Origin of the sequence: uncultured Methylophaga sp. (genome assembly GCF_947259025.1) — a bacterium.
GTDB lineage: Bacteria > Pseudomonadota > Gammaproteobacteria > Nitrosococcales > Methylophagaceae > Methylophaga.
Genome location: NZ_CAMYKO010000002.1, coordinates 1 through 18,741, shown reverse-complemented (window position 1 = coordinate 18,741; position 18,741 = coordinate 1). Strand labels below are relative to the sequence as shown.

Here is an 18,741-nt window from a genome sequence, read left to right as displayed (position 1 = left end):
AGACTTTAGGTCCTATATTCGCCGGAGTCCCGGCATGACAAAAATTTGCTAAGGCTTGCTATCTTAACAAGAGATGATCAGCGGCGTAAATGATAAAGATTCGCAATTAGAGAGGAAGTAGCCAGATTTCAGGCAAAAAAAAGCCGGGTAACAGGGTACCCGGCCAACCTTCATAGAAGGAGAGAGAAATATAAGACTATAGAAGCTGAAATTTCTATAACTTGATGTAAATGTTACAGCTTGCAAGTCTTTCTGGAATGAGCGACTTATCCCAATAAAACGGGAATTTATTCCTGCGTTTCTCTTCCTTCTAAATCAGTCATTTAGCGGCGCCTATGACGATAGACCATGACTGATAGCAAAACGCATTAATTCAGCGGTTTTGTTGATATCCAGTTTGCTCTTAATCTGCGTCAGGTTGTTGGCCACAGTTTTATAACTAATCCCCAACACGTCGGAAATCTCATTCATGCTCTTGCCCTCACCCAGCAGGCGCAGAATTTCCAGCTCGCGCCGCGAGAGGTCACTGAGCGCGCTGGTGCCGGCATCGATATTGAGCATGGCCAGTTGCTGCGCCATATCCGGGCTCAGGTAGATTTTGCCGTCCAGTACTTTTTCCACTGCTTCCACCAGGTGATCAGCGGCATTATTCTTGGTGATATAGCCCTTGGCGCCGGACTGCATTGCCCGTGAGGCAAACACCGGATCTTCATGCATGCTGAACATCAGCACCTTGGCATCTTCGCGGTTCGCGCGGATGCGTCGTAAGACTTCCAGCCCGCCCATGCCCGGCAGGGTAATATCGAGCAACACCATATCCGGATACTGCTCCTGAAACAGACGATAGCCTTCTTCGCCGGTTTCTGCTTCCAGTACGTTAGCCGTGGGAATTTGCTGTATCAGCTGTCGACAGCCCGCCCTGACTATCGGATGATCGTCCACCACCAATATCGTTACTGCCTGTTTCATTGTTTGTCTCACCTTTCAATGGAATTAATACCCGCACCTGCAGGCCGTGTCCCTCTTCCGTATCAAACGCAATGCGGCCGCCCAAAGCCGATACCCGTTCACGCATACCAATCAGGCCGAAACCGCGCACCAGGTTGGAGTCCAGCCCCTTACCGTCGTCGGTCACGGCCACTTTCATGGCTTCATCCTCACGTCTGACCTCGACTTTGACGTGGCTGGCCTCGGCGTGGCGTACGCAGTTGGTGGTACATTCCTGCACCACCCGGTACACCGTGACCTGAAGCGTGTCGGGCAGATCATGAAAATCACCGACAAAGTCCCATTCCCAGTCAATCTCCGGCTGCCGGTCGCGCCAGTTGTGCAACATATCTCGCAATGCTTCAGCCAGCCCCAGATCATCCAAAGTCATCGGCCGCAGCCGACTGAGCATTTTACGCACCAGCGACTGAATGTGATTGGTTATCAGTTTGACCGAGCCGACTTTTTCTTCGATTTGCGGCACCTCATTGTCACCGGCCAGGCGCTCAATTTCGCCCAGATCGACGCGGATACCAAACAGGCACGGTGCCAATTCATCATGCAGCTCACGCGCCAGATCACGGCGTTCGGATTCCTGCAGGCTGAGCATATTACCGGCCAGCGCATGGTTTTCCGCCATGGTTTTTTCCAACACACTGGCCATATGGTTAAAGCGGATCTGAATCGGGTTAAGCTCTTTTACCGCCGAGGTATCGACGCGCGCCGAAAAATCGCCCTGCTCCAGGTGACCCAAGGCATTGGAGAGCTGTGACAAGGGTTTCAGGCCCTGCCGCAATGCCAGATAGATGAGTGCCAGGATCAACAGCAGGAAGGCAAAGCCCAGCCAGAACAGGGTGTTGATATCCTGCCAGACCTCGGTCACCTCATCGCTGGGATCGGCTTCCACCACCAGATAGCCATAGGATTTACTGCCCTTGGTAATCAGTCGCCTGAACGCCACGGCCTCCGGCTCCATCATGCGGATAAACCAGTCGGGCGCATCCGGCTTGTTGAAAAAACCGGTCTGATCTTCCTGGCCGATCAGCGGCATACCGTTCATATCTTCAAACCAGGCTCGAATATGGCGGGTGTGGCGCACACTGTCGACGATCAGTGTCAGGCGTTCGCTCAAATCATTGGAAAAACGTAATGTCGGTAAGGCATTGACCAACAGACCTTTTGCCAGCTGAGTACTGGAAGCCATTTCCTGCGCCAGCGCCTGGCGGGCATTCTGTACCATCAGATACCCCGCAGCAGCGAAGTTAATCAGCAGGATAATCGTCACGATGATCAACAATCGTAATTTTAAACTCATGATCATTTGCTTATTGCATAGATAAGTTAGAATTATCGCATATCTTGTTTCTACACATTATTCGGAGAGAATTAGGGAGCGGCATGCAAACCAATCAGTCACTGTTTCAAAACGCACAAAAACACATTCCCGGCGGCGTGAATTCACCCGTAAGAGCCTTCAAAGGCGTGGGTGGCGACCCGGTCTTTTTCCGCGAAGGCAAAGGTGCCTGGCTGACCGATGCCGAGGGCAAGCAGTACGTTGACTATATCGGCTCTTGGGGGCCGATGATCGTGGGCCATGCCCATCCAGAGGTGCTCAGCGCAGTGACAGAAGCGGTGCAGCATGGTCTGGGTTTTGGCGCCCCGACACAGATTGAAACCGAAATGGCTGATCTGGTCTGTGAACTGGTGCCATCAATGGAACTGGTGCGTATGGTCAGTTCCGGTACCGAAGCCACCATGAGCGCGATTCGTCTGGCCCGTGGTTATACCGGACGCGATAAGATTGTGAAGTTTGAAGGCTGCTACCACGGCCACGCTGACTCGCTGCTGGTCAAGGCCGGTTCCGGTGCGCTGACACTGGGCGTGCCCTCCTCTGCTGGTGTGCCCGAGTCTCTGGCCCAGCACACCCTGACCCTGCGATTTAATGATCTGGATTCAGTGCGCGACTGCTTCCGCGAAGCTGGTAACGAGATTGCCTGCATCATTATCGAACCGGTCGCCGGTAATATGAATTGTATTCCACCCGAGCCCGGTTTCCTCGAGGGCCTGCGCGAGATCTGTGACGAGTACGGCACCGTACTCATCTTTGATGAAGTGATGACTGGTTTTCGCGTAGCACTGGGCGGCGCTCAGGCGCATTATGGCGTCACCCCCGACCTGACCACTTTCGGTAAAGTCATTGGCGGCGGTCTGCCTGTGGGCGCGTTTGGTGGCAAACGTGAAGTCATGGAGCATATCGCACCACTAGGCCCGGTTTATCAGGCCGGTACCTTGTCGGGTAACCCGATAGCCATGGCCGCCGGTCTTGCCACACTGAAACTGCTGCAGTCTCCCGGCTTTCATGACGAGCTGAGTGCTGCTACCGATAAACTGGTCAAAGGTCTGCAGCAAGCTGCTGATGATAATGGCATTGCCATGACCACCAACCATGTCGGTGGCATGTTCGGCCTGTTCTTCACTGAAGATATAAAGGTACGTCATTTTGAACAGGTGGCTGCCAGCGATCAGGAACGCTTCAAAAAATTCTTCCATGCCATGCTTGATCGCGGTGTTTATCTGGCGCCTTCCGCTTTTGAAGCCGGATTTATTTCGGCGGCACACGGCGATACTGAAATTGAAGCGACCCTGACTGCAGCTCGCGAAGCATTTGCCAGCCTCTGAAACTGAGCCTGGTGCATTAGCCATACATCGTTTTGCGATGTATGGCTTTTTGTTATCACCTTGTTCGCTGCTGATCACTCGGTTAAGTTAGACCCTTCACTTCCCGGACAGACACTATGACCACGCTTTACTGGCACGATTATGAAACTTCCGGCATCGATCCGCGTTTTGATCGGCCTTTGCAGTTTGCCGGCATCCGCACTGATGAAGATTTAAATATCATCGGTGAGCCACTGATGATCTACTGCAAACCGGCTGGTGACTTTCTCCCCCATCCACAAGCTGCGCTGGTCACAGGGCTGTCACCACAACTTGCCGAAAAAGAAGGGCTGAACGAGGCCGAGTTTATCGCCCGTATTCATGAGGAGCTGGCCGAGCCCGGTACCTGCGGGGTGGGTTACAACAGTCTGCGTTTTGATGACGAATTCACCCGCTTCACGCTGTTTCGTAATTTTTACGATGCCTACGCGCGAGAATGGCAAAACGGTAACTCCCGCTGGGACATTATTGATATGGTCAGGCTGACGCGGGCTTTGCGGCCGGAAGGTATCAACTGGCCTGATCGCGAGGATGGCAACCCCAGCTTCCGGCTGGAGGAACTGACTGCCGCCAATGGCATTGAACACAGCGGTGCGCATGATGCGCTGGCCGACGTGTATGCCACCATTGAAATGGCAAAACTGATTAAAAAAGCCCAGCCCAAGCTGTATGACTTTGTCTTTAACCACCGCCGTAAACACGATGTCGCGCCCTTACTAAACCTGCATGAGCGCAAACCGGTGATTCATGTCTCGCGCATGTATCCCAGTGACTACTGCGGTACAGCCCTGGTGGTGCCGCTGGCCAAAGACCCGCATAACAGCAACGGCATTATCGTCTATGATCTGCGTTATGACCCTTCCGATCTGATTAATCTTGATGCAGACACCCTGCGCGAGCGTTTGTTTACCGCCAGCGCTGATCTGCCTGAAGGCGTCACACGGCCCGCATTAAAGACCCTGCATATCAATAAATGTCCGGTGGTGGTACCGGCGGCCACACTGGATGATGCTGCCGCCGACAGGCTGCAGATTGATCGTGAACAGCACGACCTGCATTTGCAGCAACTTAACGTCGCTGGGGATTTAAGCGCCAAACTCAATGCCATCTTCACCAAACCCCAGTTTGATGCTATTGATGATCCGGATGCCAGCCTCTATGGCGGTGGCTTTTTCAGCGACAGTGACAAGCGCAAAATGGAAGTGATCCGCAGTGCTGAACCGGAGATGCTGCAGACCCTTTCCATTCCTTTCGAAGATAGCCGTCTGCCGGAACTGTTATTCCGCTACCGGGCGCGTAACTGGCCACACACATTGAATGCCGAGGAACAGGCCATTTGGCAACAGTACAGACAGCAGCGACTGGGTGATGAGGCGCCTGCTCAGATACTGAACTTCAATCGTTTTGCCGAGGCGCTCAGCGAGAGTCGACAACAGCCACTGTCGCCGGAACAGCAACAAATACTGGAGCAACTCGAATCATACGGTATGTCGCTGAAGAAAGAAGTGAATAACATCTGAACGTTTTCCAGAATAAAACACTAAAAAGCAAATAGAAACAATTCTCATAATCATTAACATTTTTGATTTTCTTGTGTAAACTTTGTGAAAGTTTGAGCCTCATCAATACGAAGAACACAAGGAAATGTATAAACCGCGCACTCTCTGCTGTTTAATTCTCGCTGCGCTCACCCCTGCCGCAGCACTTTCGGCAGAATCACCCACACAACTCTCTCCCGTTATTGTCACCGGCCAGAAAATAGAACGCAGCCAGATGGAGACGGTGTCGAGTGTCCGCGTTGTCGATAGTGAGGAACTGGAAAACGGCACCCGCAATGACAACCTTTATGAGCTGATAGAGATGCTGCCCAATGTCACCAACACCAGTGGTTTTAATAGCCTGGCGATCCGCGGCATCGCCAATGCCGGTGCTACCGGGGCTGACAGTGGTGCCGGCACCATCGGTATCTATATCGACAATGGGCTGCTGACAGCGCGAAGCATTCAGGATAATGCCATCAGTACCTGGGATCTGGAGAGCGTGGAGGTTCTGCGTGGTCCTCAGTCAACAACTTCAGGCCGTAACTCCTTGGCTGGTGAGATTCGACTGAAAACCAAAGATCCGGAATTCATCAGTAACGGTAAAGCCAAAGTCGCTTACGGTGAGGACAATACCTACCAGACAGCGATTATGCAGACCGGTGCGATCACCGATAATCTGGCATACCGAATCACTGGTGATTATCAAAGCACAGATGGTTTTGTTGATAACGATATTCTGGGCGACAGCGACTTTAATCGGAACTACAACGCCAATATGCGTGGTAAGTTACTTTACCTCACCCCCAATGATGGTGAGATTATGCTGACTGTCAACAACAATCGCTTCTATGAGCATGGTGACGGTGCAGTCGATGATCGTCAGAGTGGTCATCAAAGTCGGCTGAATTTTCCCAGTAGTTGGGAAACCGAGAGCAACACCGTATCACTGGATATCATCCAGCCTCTCAATGAGGTGCTGACATTTGAATCCAGAACCGGCTATGTAAACAGCGATTTTGAACGCGATACCGACTTCGATGGCAGTCCGGGGGATGCACTGCTGTCTCAGGAAACCGACGAGTACAAATTCAATCAGGAGTTTTTGCTGAAATATGATAAGGACCGTGTCCGGGCGGTCGCCGGAGCATTTTTCGCCAAAGGAAAGCTGGAGGATGCCTACAACACTGATAATGTGCAGGCACCGACAACTGGACTCCTGGGCTTTGACATCGTTGTCAACTCAATCAACGCTATTGATGAGGAATTTGAAACCGCTGCGTTGTTTGCCGACGTTGACTTCGACCTGACTGATAAACTGACCCTGCTGGCCGGCCTGCGTGCTGATTATGAAAAGCGGGACAGTAATGTCGAAACGCTGATTGAACGAAATGCGTCTTATGGGCCTTTTGACCCAACAATTGATGGCTTTCTCGCCGGCCTCAGCGGTCAGCAGGATGGAGATGAAAGCTACTTCAACCTGTTACCGAAACTGGGTTTCAACTATATGTGGTCTGAGACGCTGTCCACCGGTTTTGTGGTTCAGCGTGGTTATCGTCCGGGCGGTATTTCCACCAACCCGATTCGCGGCCAGGCCCGTTCGTTTGATGAAGAGTTTACCACCCATTACGAGGCTTCTCTGCGTTCCCTGCACCTGGATAAACGCCTGAATCTGAACGTCAACGTGTTCTATACCGACTGGAAAGATCAGCAGGTCACCGTGGCACCACCGGGTGCATTTAATCCACTAGATGTTTTTATCATCAATGCTGCTGAATCCAAACTCTTTGGCTTTGAAATTGAAGGCAAGTTCGCTGTCAATAACAACTGGGATCTGTTGGCAGGTATTGGTTACAGCAAGACCGAGTTTGATGATTTTGAGGCCAATGGTGTTGACTACTCCGGTGATGAGTTCCAATTTTCCAGAAACTGGACTGCCAACTTCGCCAGTACCTACCGCTTCGACAACGGCTGGTTTATCAACGGGAATATGTCTTATGCCAATAAAGGTGAGGATCGTCTGGGCACTGAAAACACTGAACTCGATGCCTACGCGCTGGTTAACCTTAAAGTAGGCTATGAACAGGATCAGTGGGGCGCTTACCTGTACGCTAACAACCTGTTCGACAAGGATTACCGCACAGAGCGCTTCAATGAAAATTCACTCTATGGCAATGCCGTCTACGGCGATCCACGTGTGGTTGGCATCGTCGCTACTTTATCCTGGTAAAGGCGACCGCTTTTCAGTCAAAAAGGCCGGCACAGTCCGGCCTTTTTTATGTGTTGAGAATGAAAACAGGCCTTAGCATCAGTAGAATGGAACCTTCCTGATAAATGATGACGCCAGCCCTGACTGATATGACGATACTCCTGAGCACCTTAAACGCCCGCTATATGCATACTGCATTTGGCCTGCGTTACCTCTATGCCAATCTGGGGGCCTTACAGTCAGAAGCCGAAATTGTGGAATTCACCATTCAGGAAAGACCACTCAATATTGCGGAAAATTTGCTCAGCTTTAACCCTCAAATCATCGGTTTCAGTGTCTATATCTGGAATGTGCGTGAAATCACTGACACCGTCGCTTTAATCAAACAAATCGCCCCTGATGTCACCATTGTGCTGGGCGGCCCGGAAGTCAGTCACGCCCCCGATCTGCCAGAAGTCTGCGAGCAGGCCGATTATGTCATCAGCGGCCAGGGCGAGCAGAGTTTTCATGATCTGTGTAAGCAATTGCTGGCAGGCACGCCGCCGAAGCAGAAACTGATTGAAGGCCAGCCGATGAAGCTGGATGAACTGGTGTTGCCCTACCGTTTTTACGACGACGAGGACATTCGCAACCGGCTGATCTACGTCGAAGCCTCACGGGGCTGTCCGTTTAAATGCGAGTTCTGCCTGTCTGCGTTGGATAAAACAGCCACACCGTTTCCGCTGGAAGCCTTTCTGCAGGAAATGGATCAGCTCTGGCAGCGCGGCGTGCGTAACTTCAAGTTTATCGACCGCACGTTCAACCTCAAAGTCAGCACCAGTATCCGCATTCTTGAGTTTTTCCTTGATCGTATGAGCGACGATCTGTATCTGCACTTCGAACTGGTGCCCGACAACCTGCCGGAAAAACTGAAAGAGACGCTGAAGCGTTTCCCACCGCACAGTCTGCAGTTCGAAATCGGTATTCAGACTTTTGATCCGGAGATTCAAACACTGATCAGCCGCCGGCAGAATAATGATAAAACCCGCGACAACATCCGCTGGCTGCGCGAACACACCGGTGCTCACCTGCACACTGACCTGATATTCGGCCTGCCCGGCGATACGCTGGAAAACTTTGCCGATAGCTTTGATCAACTGGTGGCGCTGAACCCGCATGAAATCCAGTTAGGCATTCTTAAACGACTGCGCGGCGCGCCGTTAAACCGGCACAACCAGAACTATGATCTGCGTTTCAATCCGCAGGCGCCCTACAATATTTTGTCGACTAGCGACATCGACTTTATGCAGATGCAACGCGTCAATCGCTTTGCCCGCTTCTGGGACATGATTGGCAACTCGGGCCGCTTTATCAATACGCTGCCACTGATATTAGGTGAAGAACCGTTTAATCGCTTTATGCAACTGTCAGATAAGCTGTTTGACCTGGCCGGTCAGAGTTACAAGATTAACCTGAGGCGGCTGTTTGAGATGATTTATGTGGTGATGACTGAAGAACTGGGTATTGCCCCTGAACGGGTCAAAGCCCAGCTGAAACTGGATTATGCCCGTGCCAATATCAAGGGTGTGCCGGATTATGAGAACTTACCCAGTCTGACTAAAAAATCCAAGGCCGGTGTTGCTAATAAGCGGCAGATGCAGCATGGGTGAGGGTTTCTCTCTTGGCTTGGGGTCAGTCATCAAGCTATCAGCTAATTACCTCTGCCCTGAACCAACACCCAAGTTTGTACTTTCGCCTAAATGGCGAGTTCATTTATTTTGCATGCCCAAAATAAACGAACCAAACAAAACGGCACCCGCTATTGCCTTGATTCCAAAAATTGAGTTTGGTTGATGGCGTGGCCGAAAACTCGCTTCGCTCAAACACTCGACCACTTAATCCATCAACCAAACTCAATTTTTGGCGACAATAAACGGGAAGAAGAGTAGTCCCTTACCCCCTGTGTGCTGACAAGTAGCGCAGGTTTATCTGGATAAGGATTGGGCAGTGTCTGAGCGCTAGCGAGTTTCGGCCAATCCCCAGATAAACCGAGCAACGCAGTGGAGCCGTCAGGCCAGCACAGTGGGGCGCCCTAGGGTTGTTAGGGATTTGGGCGAGCAAATCCCTGACTCGCCATAAAGGCGAAAAGTTGCTTTAACCGAACTACCTCGTCAACTCGGAAACAACTTGATAACCAAAAGCTACACAGAAATTTACAGCCGAACCTGTAAAATACCCAACCAATGAACCAACAAACCTTCATCCCCAGCCCCTGCATACGAAAATGCGGCCTCGACGAACGCGAGATCTGCCGTGGTTGTTTTCGTTCGATCGAGGAAATTATCGGCTGGGAAGCGATGAACAGTGACCAGCGCCAGCAAACACTGGATAACTGTCAGCGGCGTCGTGAACTCAGAACCCGCCGCGGTTAGCGTTAAACAATCAGCTTGGCAAGTCTTTTGAACTCAGGGTGACTGGCATCCCCCAGCCATTCAAACAGTAAAGATTCGACATTGGTAATGACAGCACCGGCGAGTCGCAGTCGCTGCAGGGCATTGAACTGATTACCCTTGGCGCGGGAGCTGACCGCATCTTCAATCACATAGACTTCATAGCCCTGTTTGAGCAAGTCCAGTGCAGTCTGCAAAACACAGATATGGGTTTCCATACCTGCCAAGAAGATTTGTTTACGCTTCATCCCCTGCAGGGCATCAGTGACACCTTCAACCTGTGCCGATGAGAACTGCGTTTTTTCTATCACCGGACTATCGGGCGGCAGCTTGTTTCGCAGTGCCGCTTCAGTATGGCCCAGACCACGGGGATATTGCTCGGTCACCAGTACCGGTACAGACAGCGCTTCAGCCGCGGTCAGCAGCACTTCAACCTGTTCTATAACCCGATCACGCACGCCTTTGGGCATAGCAGTGGTCAGTTTTTCCTGAATATCGATAACCATCAGCACACTGTTGTGGCTATCGGCGATCGACATATTGATTTCCATTTACGATGCTCCCAACCAGGTATTGATTTGTTCCAGATCGCTGATTGTGACGATACCGGCTGCCTGCTTCAGACGCAAACTGTTGAGAATGTAGTCATAACGTGACCGCGCATAGTCACGACGGGCACTGAACAGGTTGCGGCGGGCGTTGAGCACATCGACAGTGGTACGGGTGCCGACATCATAGCCGGCCTGGGTTGACTCCAATGCCTTTTCGTTGGATACCACCGCCTGTTTCAGCGCTTTAACACGGCTGATCCCGGCCATCACGCCATTGAAAGACTCACGTGTCTGACGGGTCACGGCACGCCGTTGTGCTTCCTCATCCTGCATGGCTTGGTCGAGGCGGAACCCTGCTTCACGGGTACGGGATACCACTGCACCGCCGGCATAAATCGGCAGGTTTAACTGCAGGCCGATGATGTCGGTGTGAGTTTTGGTGCTACCACTGAAGTTACCATCACTCTGCGAACTGTAGTTTTTCTGTGCCACCAGATCCAGGCTGGGGTAATGCCCGCTTTTTTCGAACTCAATGGTTTGCTCTGCACTCTCGACGTTACTTTTGGCAACAACCAGGGCCGGATTCTGCTGTAGGGCAGTCTGGCTCCAGTCATTGATATTGGCAGGTTCCGGACTGACCAGTGGTGAATCGTCCTGCAGACCGGATAAATCATCAATATAGGTACCGGAAGTTTCGCGCAGCTGTTCATTGGCATTAGCCAGCGCGTTTTGTGCTTCGATAACCGCCGCATTAGCCAGATCGAAAGCCGCCTGTGCTTCGGTCACATCGGTAATGGTGGCCATGCCCACATCAAATCGTTGCTGAGTCTGCTCAAGCTGTTTGGCGATAGCCTCTCGTTCGGCCTCTGCAAAGGTCAGATCATCTTCAGCGCCCAGCACACCAAAATAACGTTCGGCCACTCTGACAATCAGCGACTGTTCGACAAGAGCATAACTGGCAGCAGCGCCCTCAATAGCGATATCCGCCTGCTCACTCTGAACAAAATTCTGACGCCGGTAGACAGGTTGTACCAGACTCAAGCTGTAGCCATGATCGTTGTATTCGGTGCTGCCGCCAATAAAGTTCTGTGCCGAAGCATCAACCCGGGTTTTATTGGTATTGGCCGATAAATCTAACTGTGGCAGAAAATTGGCCATGGCCTGATCGTCGAGCTCACCCACGGCCTGACGAGAGGCGGCTTCAGCCAGTAATTGCGGATCGCTTTCCAGCGACAAGTTAAACACGGCTATCAAATCTTCAGCCATCACTACGGGCGGGGCCATCATCACTGATGCCAGTAACGTATTTAACACGAATTTTTTCATCTTCTTTCCTTGAGCCTGCCTGCTGGGCACAGCGGCCTGATAATAGTCATTATTGTTACAATCCGACCAGTCGGTATGTCGACGGCGCAATTGCTGTCTGGCGTGAGACATTTGGCATGTTCAGATTACAGCGGCGCTTTCACCGCTGAATATGGCCTGGCTCAGTAAACGTTCATACTGGTATCGACATCGGTCGCCCAGCTATTCATCCCACCATCCAGGTTAATGACGTCATTAAAGCCCACATGTTCCATAAACTGACCTACCTGGGCACTGCGCTGGCCACTGCGGCAGATTAAAACGACCGGTTTATCCTGTTGCGCTGCAAAGTCTTCCAGTCTTGCCGGGACTTCATTCATTGGTATGTGCACCGCACCTTCTATGACACCGTTGCTCAGTTCATGACCTTCACGGACATCAATCATCAGTGGTTTAACGCCACTGTCGAGAAGAGCCTGCAGCTCTGTTGCTGTCATTTGTTTCATTGTTGATCTCTGGACTTAGAATTCAAATTCGGCTTTGGGTTCTGCGTGAATCATGGGCGGGATCACCGTTTCAAACAGCGACTTTGTCTGCCACTGGCGCTCAGCCACACGTTCAATTAATTGTACCGTCATCGCCGGTGCTTTGCCGACTACAGCGATCATTCGCCCGCCTATCTTTAGGCTGTGCAGATAGGCCTCGGGCAGGTTTTCGAAGGCTGCCGTGATCACTATTGCATCCACCCGCTCTGTCAGTGGCCAGCCTTTGGCAGCATCACCGACTGCATACTCGACATTTTCAATGTCTAACTCAGCGAGTTCAGACTGTGCAGTCTCACTGAGCTCAGCAAAATATTCCACCGTGAGCACCCGCCCGGCGAGACTGGCCAGTAAAGCGGTCATGTAGCCGGAACCGGTACCAATTTCCAGTATGGTCTCATTGCTATTCATTTGTAGCGCCTGCAGAAACCGTCCTTCCAGTGTCGGCGGTAACAGGCTTTGGTCACAGCCAATGGGTAAAGCCACATCAGCATAAGCCAGGCCTTGCAAAGCAGGGGCTACAAACTTATCACGCGGGATAGCGCTCATTGCCGCCAGCACCCGCTCATCCAATACTTCATTGGGCCGGACCTGCTGGGTCACCATATTGGCATGGGCTTTTTGAGGCTGTGTCACTGATTTGTCCTGTTGCATCACGCAAAACGGGTCGGAGCACTAAGCATAGGTGCTTTACGAGAGTGGTGCAAGCCACTGAAACAGGCAATTCCCTGCCTGTTCTGAATAAACGCGGAGAGATGACTCAGAGCGGAAAATTTCCCGCTCACATGCCGCTTTTGTTCAGCCTTTTTTACTGGCCCGGTGAAACAAGGGTTCGTGCACTGACTCACGGGAAAAACGCCAACAGGCGATGACAATGGCCCCGGCCGAGAAAGTCAGCAATACGGCAATATCGGTAATAATAGAAAAGTCGCTTGTGGCCGTCGGCACAGCATGTTTCATCAGATCCACGCCATAGCTGAACGGGTTAATCAGCACAATGTATTTCAATAGCTCAGGCAGTTGACTCACCGGGTACAAGGCGCCGCTGAGGAAAAACAGCGGGAAGATGAAGAAGTTCATGATCACCGCAAAGTTATCCAGTGTTTTCGACCAAGCCGCGATCAGACCACCTATTGCGGCGCAGCAAATGGCGGTAGCAAACGCCGGTATCAACAGCAATAAAGCAATCTTCACCTCCACCAGTCCTATCAGTGCCAGGATCACCAGCAGCATCAGGGCCTGCACCATGGCAGTAATGGTGGCGGCAATCAGTTTAGCAATGACAATCCAGTAATGCTCAATGGGCGCGATCATCATCATCCGCATCACGCCGAACTCCTTGTCATAGACCAGGGTCAGCGCCGATAAAAGGGCAGCAAATAACAACGTCATCGCCACAATGCCGGGCACCAGAAAGCCCAGGTAACCTTCCTGCTCAGGCCCCTGCAGCATACTGCCCACGCCGCTGCCAATAACCAGCAACCAGATCAGTGGCCTGACCATGCTGCTTATCAGACGGCCACGCTGACGGAATACCTTGCTCAGTTCACGCCCGGCAACAGCTTTGACTGCCAGCCAGTTTTTCATGTTACGACTCCGGTTTCCGGCGGACATACCGTCCATAAATACACATCATTGAGGTTGGGCCTGCGCCATTGCATCGAGACCACTGATTGTCCCAGCGAGCGCTGCAGCTCGCTGAAATCGACATCTTTGTCCTTAACCCGGAAAGTCAGGTGCTGATCTTCCCAGACAGGATTGCCGAAACGGGGACTGAGGGCTTGATTGACGGCTTCTGTATCAGCACAGTCTATTTCAAGAATATATTTGGCGAGATCCCGAATCAGCGATGAAGGCGCGCCGCCATGTTGCAGCTCACCCTGCTGGATAAAGTCGACCCGGTCGCAGGCCTCAGCTTCTTCCAGATAGTGGGTGGTCAGAAACACGGTCATACCTTCCTGCTTGCGCAGTTGCTCAACAAAGCGCCAGATGGCACGACGATTGGGCAGGTCAAGACCGATAGTGGGTTCATCCAGAAACAACACCCGTGGTTTATGCAGCACGCCCCGGGCGATATCTACAGCGCGGCGCTGGCCGCCAGACAGCGCCACCAGTTTCACATGGCGCTTCTTTTCCAGGCCGAAAATAGACAGCAGCTCGTTAATACGCTGATTGGCTTTGGCTGGCTTGAGGTTGTACAGCGCGGCTGCAAATTGCAGGTTTTCGTCCACCGTCATCATCCGGTCCAACGCCGAATCCTGGAACACCAGCCCAACGCTGGCGCGGATAGCCACCGGATCATCGAGCACCGATTGATCGGCAATCCTGGCTTCCCCCGAAGTGGGCGAAGTCATGGTGGTGAGCATATGAATGGTAGTGGTTTTACCAGCACCGTTAGGACCCAGCAGGCCATAGAACTGGCCGGACTGGATATTCAGGTCGAGCTTATTAACGGCAGCGGCCTGACCATAGATTTTGGTCAGGCCGCTGGCTTGTATCGCAAATTTAGAGGCCACTGATTTCTTTTGAGTTTTTCGGGTTTCTGAATACCAGAGGTTTGGCTTCCTGCGCAGTTTTATTGGCCTCGTCCCGGCCACGCTGAATGGCTTCATCCACCAGGTGGCGATCAGGAGATTTGGTGCAGACGGGATCAGCCATGGCCGGATCACCGGTCAGCATATAGGCCTGACAACGGCAGCCGCCAAAGTCTTTTTCTTTTTCATCACAACTGCGGCAGGGCTCTTTCATCCAGTCAAAGCCACGGAAGCGGTTAAAGTCATTCGACCCTTCCCAGATTTCCCTGATGCTCATATCACGGACATTGGGTAGTTCCATACCTGGCAATTCACGCGCCGCGTGACAGGGCAAAGCTGTACCATCCGGCGTCACGGTCAGGAACACATTACCCCAGCCATTCATACAGGCTTTGGGACGTTCCTCAAAGTAGTCGGGCACCACATAGTAGATCTTCATGTTGCCCTTCTGCTCTTCCTGATAACGGTGAGCAGTGGCTTCAGCTCGTTCCAGTTGCTCTTTCAGCGGCATAAGCTGATCCTGGTTGTGCATGGCCCAGCCATAATACTGCGTCGTCGCCAACTCAACATAGTCGGCATCGAGGTTGATCGCCAGGTCCAGGATCTCATCCAGTTGGTCGATATTCTGACGGTGGGTCACAAAACACAGCACCATCGGATAGCCAGCAGCTTTGACCGCACGTGCCATATCAATTTTGTGCTGGAAGGCATCAGTGCCGGCAATCAGGTTGTTCAAATCGGCGGAGCTGGCCTGGAAACTGACCTGGATATGATCCAGACCGGCATCTTTAAATGCCTGTGCCTTGGACGCGTCAAGACCAATACCGGAAGTGATCAGGTTTGTGTAGAACCCCAGATTACGGGCTTCCTGTATCAATTCCAGGATATCAGGACGGGTCAGCGGTTCACCACCTGACAGGCCCAGCTGGGTTGCCCCCATTGCCCGTGCCTGTTTGAATACATCGATCCATTCTTCGGTGGACAGCTCGCTTTTGATTTTGGCGTAGTCCATCGGGTTGGAGCAATAAGGACACTGCAACGGACAGGCATAGGTGAGCTCTGCCAGTAGCCATAAAGGCTGTCTGATACTTTCGTTGGCATTGACCCCAACAGCACCACCGGTGCTGCCGGGTGCTTTATTCTGCTCTGATCCAGTCGTTGTCATGAGCTTCCTCCAAAAACTGATAGACGTCATCATCCAGATCAGCCCCGTTGAAGGCGGCTTTCAAATCGGCGATGAGTTCATCTACGGTTTGTTTCTTTTCGCTGACGCGCTTAAGGATTTCACCGGCGGCCGGGTTTAACTTGACCATGCCTTCCGGGTAGAGCAACACGTAACAATCCTGCGCCGGCTCCCACTGGAAGCGATAACCCAGTGCCAGTACCGGTACGCTGTCAGCATTAAATGTTTTATCTGTCATTTTTCTACTTCCACATCCATGCAATAGGGTGGACGGTTTTCAACATAGGCCAGCCACATCGCATCCAGCATCGTCCACAGAATATCCAGTTTAAACTGCAACAGATCGACCGCACGTTGTTGCTTTTCACGGGTGTCACAGTAATCCAGCGTGATTTGCAGGCCATGCTCTACATCGCGTCTGGCTTCGTTCAAACGCTTACGGAAATAGCGGTAACCATTTTCATCAATCCATGGGTACAATTCCGGCCAGTTATCCAGCCGCGCTTTGTGAATCTTGGGCGCGAACAGTTCAGTCAATGATGAACCGGCGGCTTCCTGCCAGGATGCACGGCGGGCAAAATTCACGTAAGCATCAATGGCAAACCTTACACCTGGTAAGACATGCTCGTAGGATTCGAGTTCTTGCCGGGTCAGGCCTACAGCCTCACCCAATTGCAGCCAGGCCTCGATGCCCCCCTCTTCACCGTCATAGCCATCATGGTCAAGAATGCGTTGTACCCAATGCTTACGCACTTCGGCATCTTCGCAATTGGCCATAATCGCAGCGTCCTTGATCGGAATCGCAGTCTGGTAATAAAAACGGTTGGCAACCCAGCCCTGAACCTGCTTTTGATTCAGCTTGCCCGCATGCATCAATTTATGAAACGGGTGATTGATGTGATACAAGGCTTCCTTATCACGCAGCTTCTGCTCAAACTCCTCGCGGGACCATGGTGCAGGTTTGTCGGCCATTCTCTCTTCCTCTTAAATCTTCGGGCAGCGTTTTATAACTCGATATCCATGCCGTCGTAGGCGACTTCAATACCGGCTTTGTTCAGAATCTGCCGTTGCTCCGACTCCTCGTTGAGGATCGGGTTGGTATTATTGATGTGAATTAGAATCTTGCGTGGTTTTTCCATCGCATTGAGCAGGCTCATAATGCCGCCCTCGCTCGACTGGTCCAGGTGCCCCATTTCCTGGGCGCGCTTGTCACTGATGCCTTCGTGGGACATTTCGTCATCGGTCCAGACGGTGCCGTCAACCAGCACGGTGTCGGCGTTTTCCATGTACTCAAGCACATGCGGTTCCGCCACGCCCAGGCCCGGCGCATAAAACAGATTTTTGCCGGTGCGGGTGTCTTCTATTTTAATGCCCACATTGTCACCCGGCACGGTGTTGTGACGGTGCGGCGAATACGGCGGTGCTTCACTCTTCAGTGGCACCGCGGTAAATACCAGCCCTTCTGCAGTGGGGATTGTGAATGAACTGTGATCGGTGGCAATTTCATGGTGGTTGATACCACGGAAATGGCCGAGAATATTGAATACCGGGAAGCCGGTGGTCAAATCCTCGTACACTGCTTTGGTGGTATACACTTCCCACGGTTTGTTATGTTCGCGCAGGGTCAAAATGCCAGTGACATGGTCGATTTGGGCATCGGTGATCACAATGGCTGTGATGGCGGTATCCCGCACTTCCCGTGCCGGTTGCAACGCCGGAAAGTCATCCAGCTGCTTTTTGATATCCGGCGAAGTGTTAAACAAAATCCAGTCTGTGCCATTGGCGCTGACCGCAATCGATGATTGGGTACGTGGACTGGTTTTGATGGTGCCTTCTCTGACGCCTTTGCAGTTAGCGCAGTTGCAGTTCCACTGCGGGAAACCGCCGCCGGCACCAGACCCTAAAACGTGTACAAACATAAAATCCTCTATCCTTCTGCTAAACCAAATGGCACTCGGTGAATGGCATTGAGTTTAACGTTGCCCGGGGTTCCGCAGAACCCCGAGCATACATCATAAGCCGCTATTAACGGTTTGCAATGTACATGGTTACTTCGAAACCAAAACGCATATCTGAGTATTCAGGTTTAGTCCACATAGTTATTTCCTCTCAAAATTATTAGAAAGTTGTTGTCACCCTTATATTCAGGTGACGAGATAATGCTACACAGCCCGGCATAGGGCGACGTCAGGATTCCCCGCCTTGCCATTCAGGATTTTCCTGATTTCATCTCAGGCAACACAGCCCTCTAGCTGGCACTATCGGCTCGATCAGCGGCGGCGTTCAGGAAATTTTTCTCTACTTAAAAAGGGAAAAAACACCTGATTTAAAGTGTTTTTTGACTCAAGTCAGGCTGTTGCCACATCCGTAGAATAAATAACTGATATATTTCAGCTTCATAATATATCTCTCGTTTTGGCATGTTCATTCCCCATGCCAAGGGTTATTTAGCCGGGCACCGCCCGGCTTTTTTTTGCCCAAAAAAAGACCCGACATCTTGCGATGCCGGGCCTTTTGTCAGACTTATCAGATTAATCGTTTAATCTGTTTGGGTCTTGGTCTTACAGGCTAAATACGCTCAGAACACCACCCAGGTTGGTCCAGCTAGACAGTGCACGGTATGCACCGACTGCGCCCAGACCATCTGTGTCGTTTTCCAGGCTTGGGATAGCCATACCGATACCAGCCCAACCGCCTACACCAGACAGGATGGAGATGTACTGCTTACCACCATGCTTGTAAGTG

At 51.8% G+C, this 18,741-nt stretch carries 18 protein-coding genes and 1 pseudogene; 5 read left to right on the top strand and 14 right to left on the bottom strand.

The genetic code is table 11. The features are described 5' to 3' along the window. Positions 1-333: 333 nt before the first annotated feature. Positions 334-969 carry a response regulator transcription factor gene (locus Q0X64_RS01225; RefSeq protein ID WP_297807935.1) on the bottom strand — a complete coding sequence of 212 codons (636 nt, stop codon included), beginning with the start codon at positions 967-969 and terminating at the stop codon, positions 334-336. Continuing rightward, positions 878-2,302 (bottom strand): LapD/MoxY N-terminal periplasmic domain-containing protein, encoded by a 1,425-nt coding sequence (locus Q0X64_RS01220; RefSeq protein ID WP_297807933.1) that lies wholly within the window; start codon positions 2,300-2,302, stop codon positions 878-880. The genes Q0X64_RS01225 and Q0X64_RS01220 overlap by 92 nt, the downstream gene beginning before the upstream one ends. Before the next feature lie 83 nt (positions 2,303-2,385). Here Q0X64_RS01220 and hemL point away from each other — a divergent pair, with 83 nt between their 5' ends. From hemL to Q0X64_RS01195, 5 genes are all read left to right on the top strand, one after another. Next, positions 2,386-3,666 carry a glutamate-1-semialdehyde 2,1-aminomutase gene (gene hemL / locus Q0X64_RS01215; RefSeq protein WP_297807930.1) on the top strand — a complete coding sequence of 427 codons (1,281 nt, stop codon included), beginning with the start codon at positions 2,386-2,388 and terminating at the stop codon, positions 3,664-3,666. 116 nt (positions 3,667-3,782) lie between these two features. Further along, entirely contained in the window at positions 3,783-5,225 is a 1,443-nt protein-coding gene (sbcB, locus tag Q0X64_RS01210; RefSeq protein WP_297807927.1) for an exodeoxyribonuclease I, read from the top strand. A 124-nt stretch (positions 5,226-5,349) separates the two neighbouring features. Beyond that, positions 5,350-7,473 (top strand): TonB-dependent receptor, encoded by a 2,124-nt coding sequence (locus tag Q0X64_RS01205; RefSeq protein WP_297807924.1) that lies wholly within the window; start codon positions 5,350-5,352, stop codon positions 7,471-7,473. A 104-nt stretch (positions 7,474-7,577) separates the two neighbouring features. Beyond that, entirely contained in the window at positions 7,578-9,101 is a 1,524-nt protein-coding gene (locus tag Q0X64_RS01200) for a B12-binding domain-containing radical SAM protein (protein ID WP_297807922.1), read from the top strand. 573 nt (positions 9,102-9,674) lie between these two features. Then, entirely contained in the window at positions 9,675-9,863 is a 189-nt protein-coding gene (locus Q0X64_RS01195; RefSeq protein ID WP_297807919.1) for a DUF1289 domain-containing protein, read from the top strand. A 2-nt stretch (positions 9,864-9,865) separates the two neighbouring features. Here Q0X64_RS01195 and Q0X64_RS01190 read toward each other — a convergent pair whose 3' ends face one another. From Q0X64_RS01190 to Q0X64_RS01135, 12 genes and pseudogenes are all read right to left on the bottom strand, one after another. Then, complete coding sequence (locus tag Q0X64_RS01190; RefSeq protein WP_297807916.1) at positions 9,866-10,432, bottom strand: hydrolase; 567 nt, start codon at positions 10,430-10,432, stop codon at positions 9,866-9,868. Then, positions 10,433-11,758 (bottom strand): TolC family outer membrane protein, encoded by a 1,326-nt coding sequence (locus Q0X64_RS01185; RefSeq protein ID WP_297807913.1) that lies wholly within the window; start codon positions 11,756-11,758, stop codon positions 10,433-10,435. It abuts the gene before it with no gap. A gap of 161 nt (positions 11,759-11,919) precedes the next feature. Next, positions 11,920-12,243, bottom strand: a complete 324-nt coding sequence (locus Q0X64_RS01180) for a rhodanese-like domain-containing protein (RefSeq protein ID WP_297807910.1) — start codon at positions 12,241-12,243, stop codon at positions 11,920-11,922. A 15-nt stretch (positions 12,244-12,258) separates the two neighbouring features. After that, entirely contained in the window at positions 12,259-12,915 is a 657-nt protein-coding gene (locus tag Q0X64_RS01175; protein ID WP_297807908.1) for a protein-L-isoaspartate O-methyltransferase, read from the bottom strand. Positions 12,916-13,077: 162 nt separating this feature from the next. Then, positions 13,078-13,866 carry an ABC transporter permease gene (locus tag Q0X64_RS01170; protein WP_297807906.1) on the bottom strand — a complete coding sequence of 263 codons (789 nt, stop codon included), beginning with the start codon at positions 13,864-13,866 and terminating at the stop codon, positions 13,078-13,080. After that, on the bottom strand, positions 13,863-14,795 hold the full coding sequence (locus Q0X64_RS01165; protein ID WP_297807903.1) for an ATP-binding cassette domain-containing protein: 933 nt from the start codon (positions 14,793-14,795) through the stop codon (positions 13,863-13,865). Before Q0X64_RS01165 ends, Q0X64_RS01170 begins: the two co-directional genes overlap by 4 nt. Beyond that, positions 14,785-15,978, bottom strand: coding sequence for a pyrroloquinoline quinone biosynthesis protein PqqE (pqqE, locus tag Q0X64_RS01160; protein WP_297807901.1), 1,194 nt, complete (start codon positions 15,976-15,978; stop codon positions 14,785-14,787). Before pqqE ends, Q0X64_RS01165 begins: the two co-directional genes overlap by 11 nt. After that, positions 15,950-16,234: a pyrroloquinoline quinone biosynthesis peptide chaperone PqqD gene (gene pqqD, locus Q0X64_RS01155; protein WP_297807898.1), complete on the bottom strand. Its 285-nt coding sequence runs from the start codon at positions 16,232-16,234 to the stop codon at positions 15,950-15,952. Before pqqD ends, pqqE begins: the two co-directional genes overlap by 29 nt. Continuing rightward, complete coding sequence (pqqC, locus tag Q0X64_RS01150) at positions 16,231-16,968, bottom strand: pyrroloquinoline-quinone synthase PqqC (RefSeq protein WP_297807894.1); 738 nt, start codon at positions 16,966-16,968, stop codon at positions 16,231-16,233. Before pqqC ends, pqqD begins: the two co-directional genes overlap by 4 nt. A 32-nt stretch (positions 16,969-17,000) precedes the next feature. After that, positions 17,001-17,915 (bottom strand): pyrroloquinoline quinone biosynthesis protein PqqB, encoded by a 915-nt coding sequence (pqqB, locus tag Q0X64_RS01145; protein WP_297807891.1) that lies wholly within the window; start codon positions 17,913-17,915, stop codon positions 17,001-17,003. A gap of 106 nt (positions 17,916-18,021) precedes the next feature. Then, on the bottom strand, positions 18,022-18,093 hold the full coding sequence (gene pqqA, locus Q0X64_RS01140) for a pyrroloquinoline quinone precursor peptide PqqA (RefSeq protein ID WP_297808801.1): 72 nt from the start codon (positions 18,091-18,093) through the stop codon (positions 18,022-18,024). Between the two features lie 464 nt (positions 18,094-18,557). Continuing rightward, positions 18,558-18,741 (bottom strand): annotated as a pseudogene (locus tag Q0X64_RS01135) (PQQ-dependent dehydrogenase, methanol/ethanol family); the annotation flags it as partial.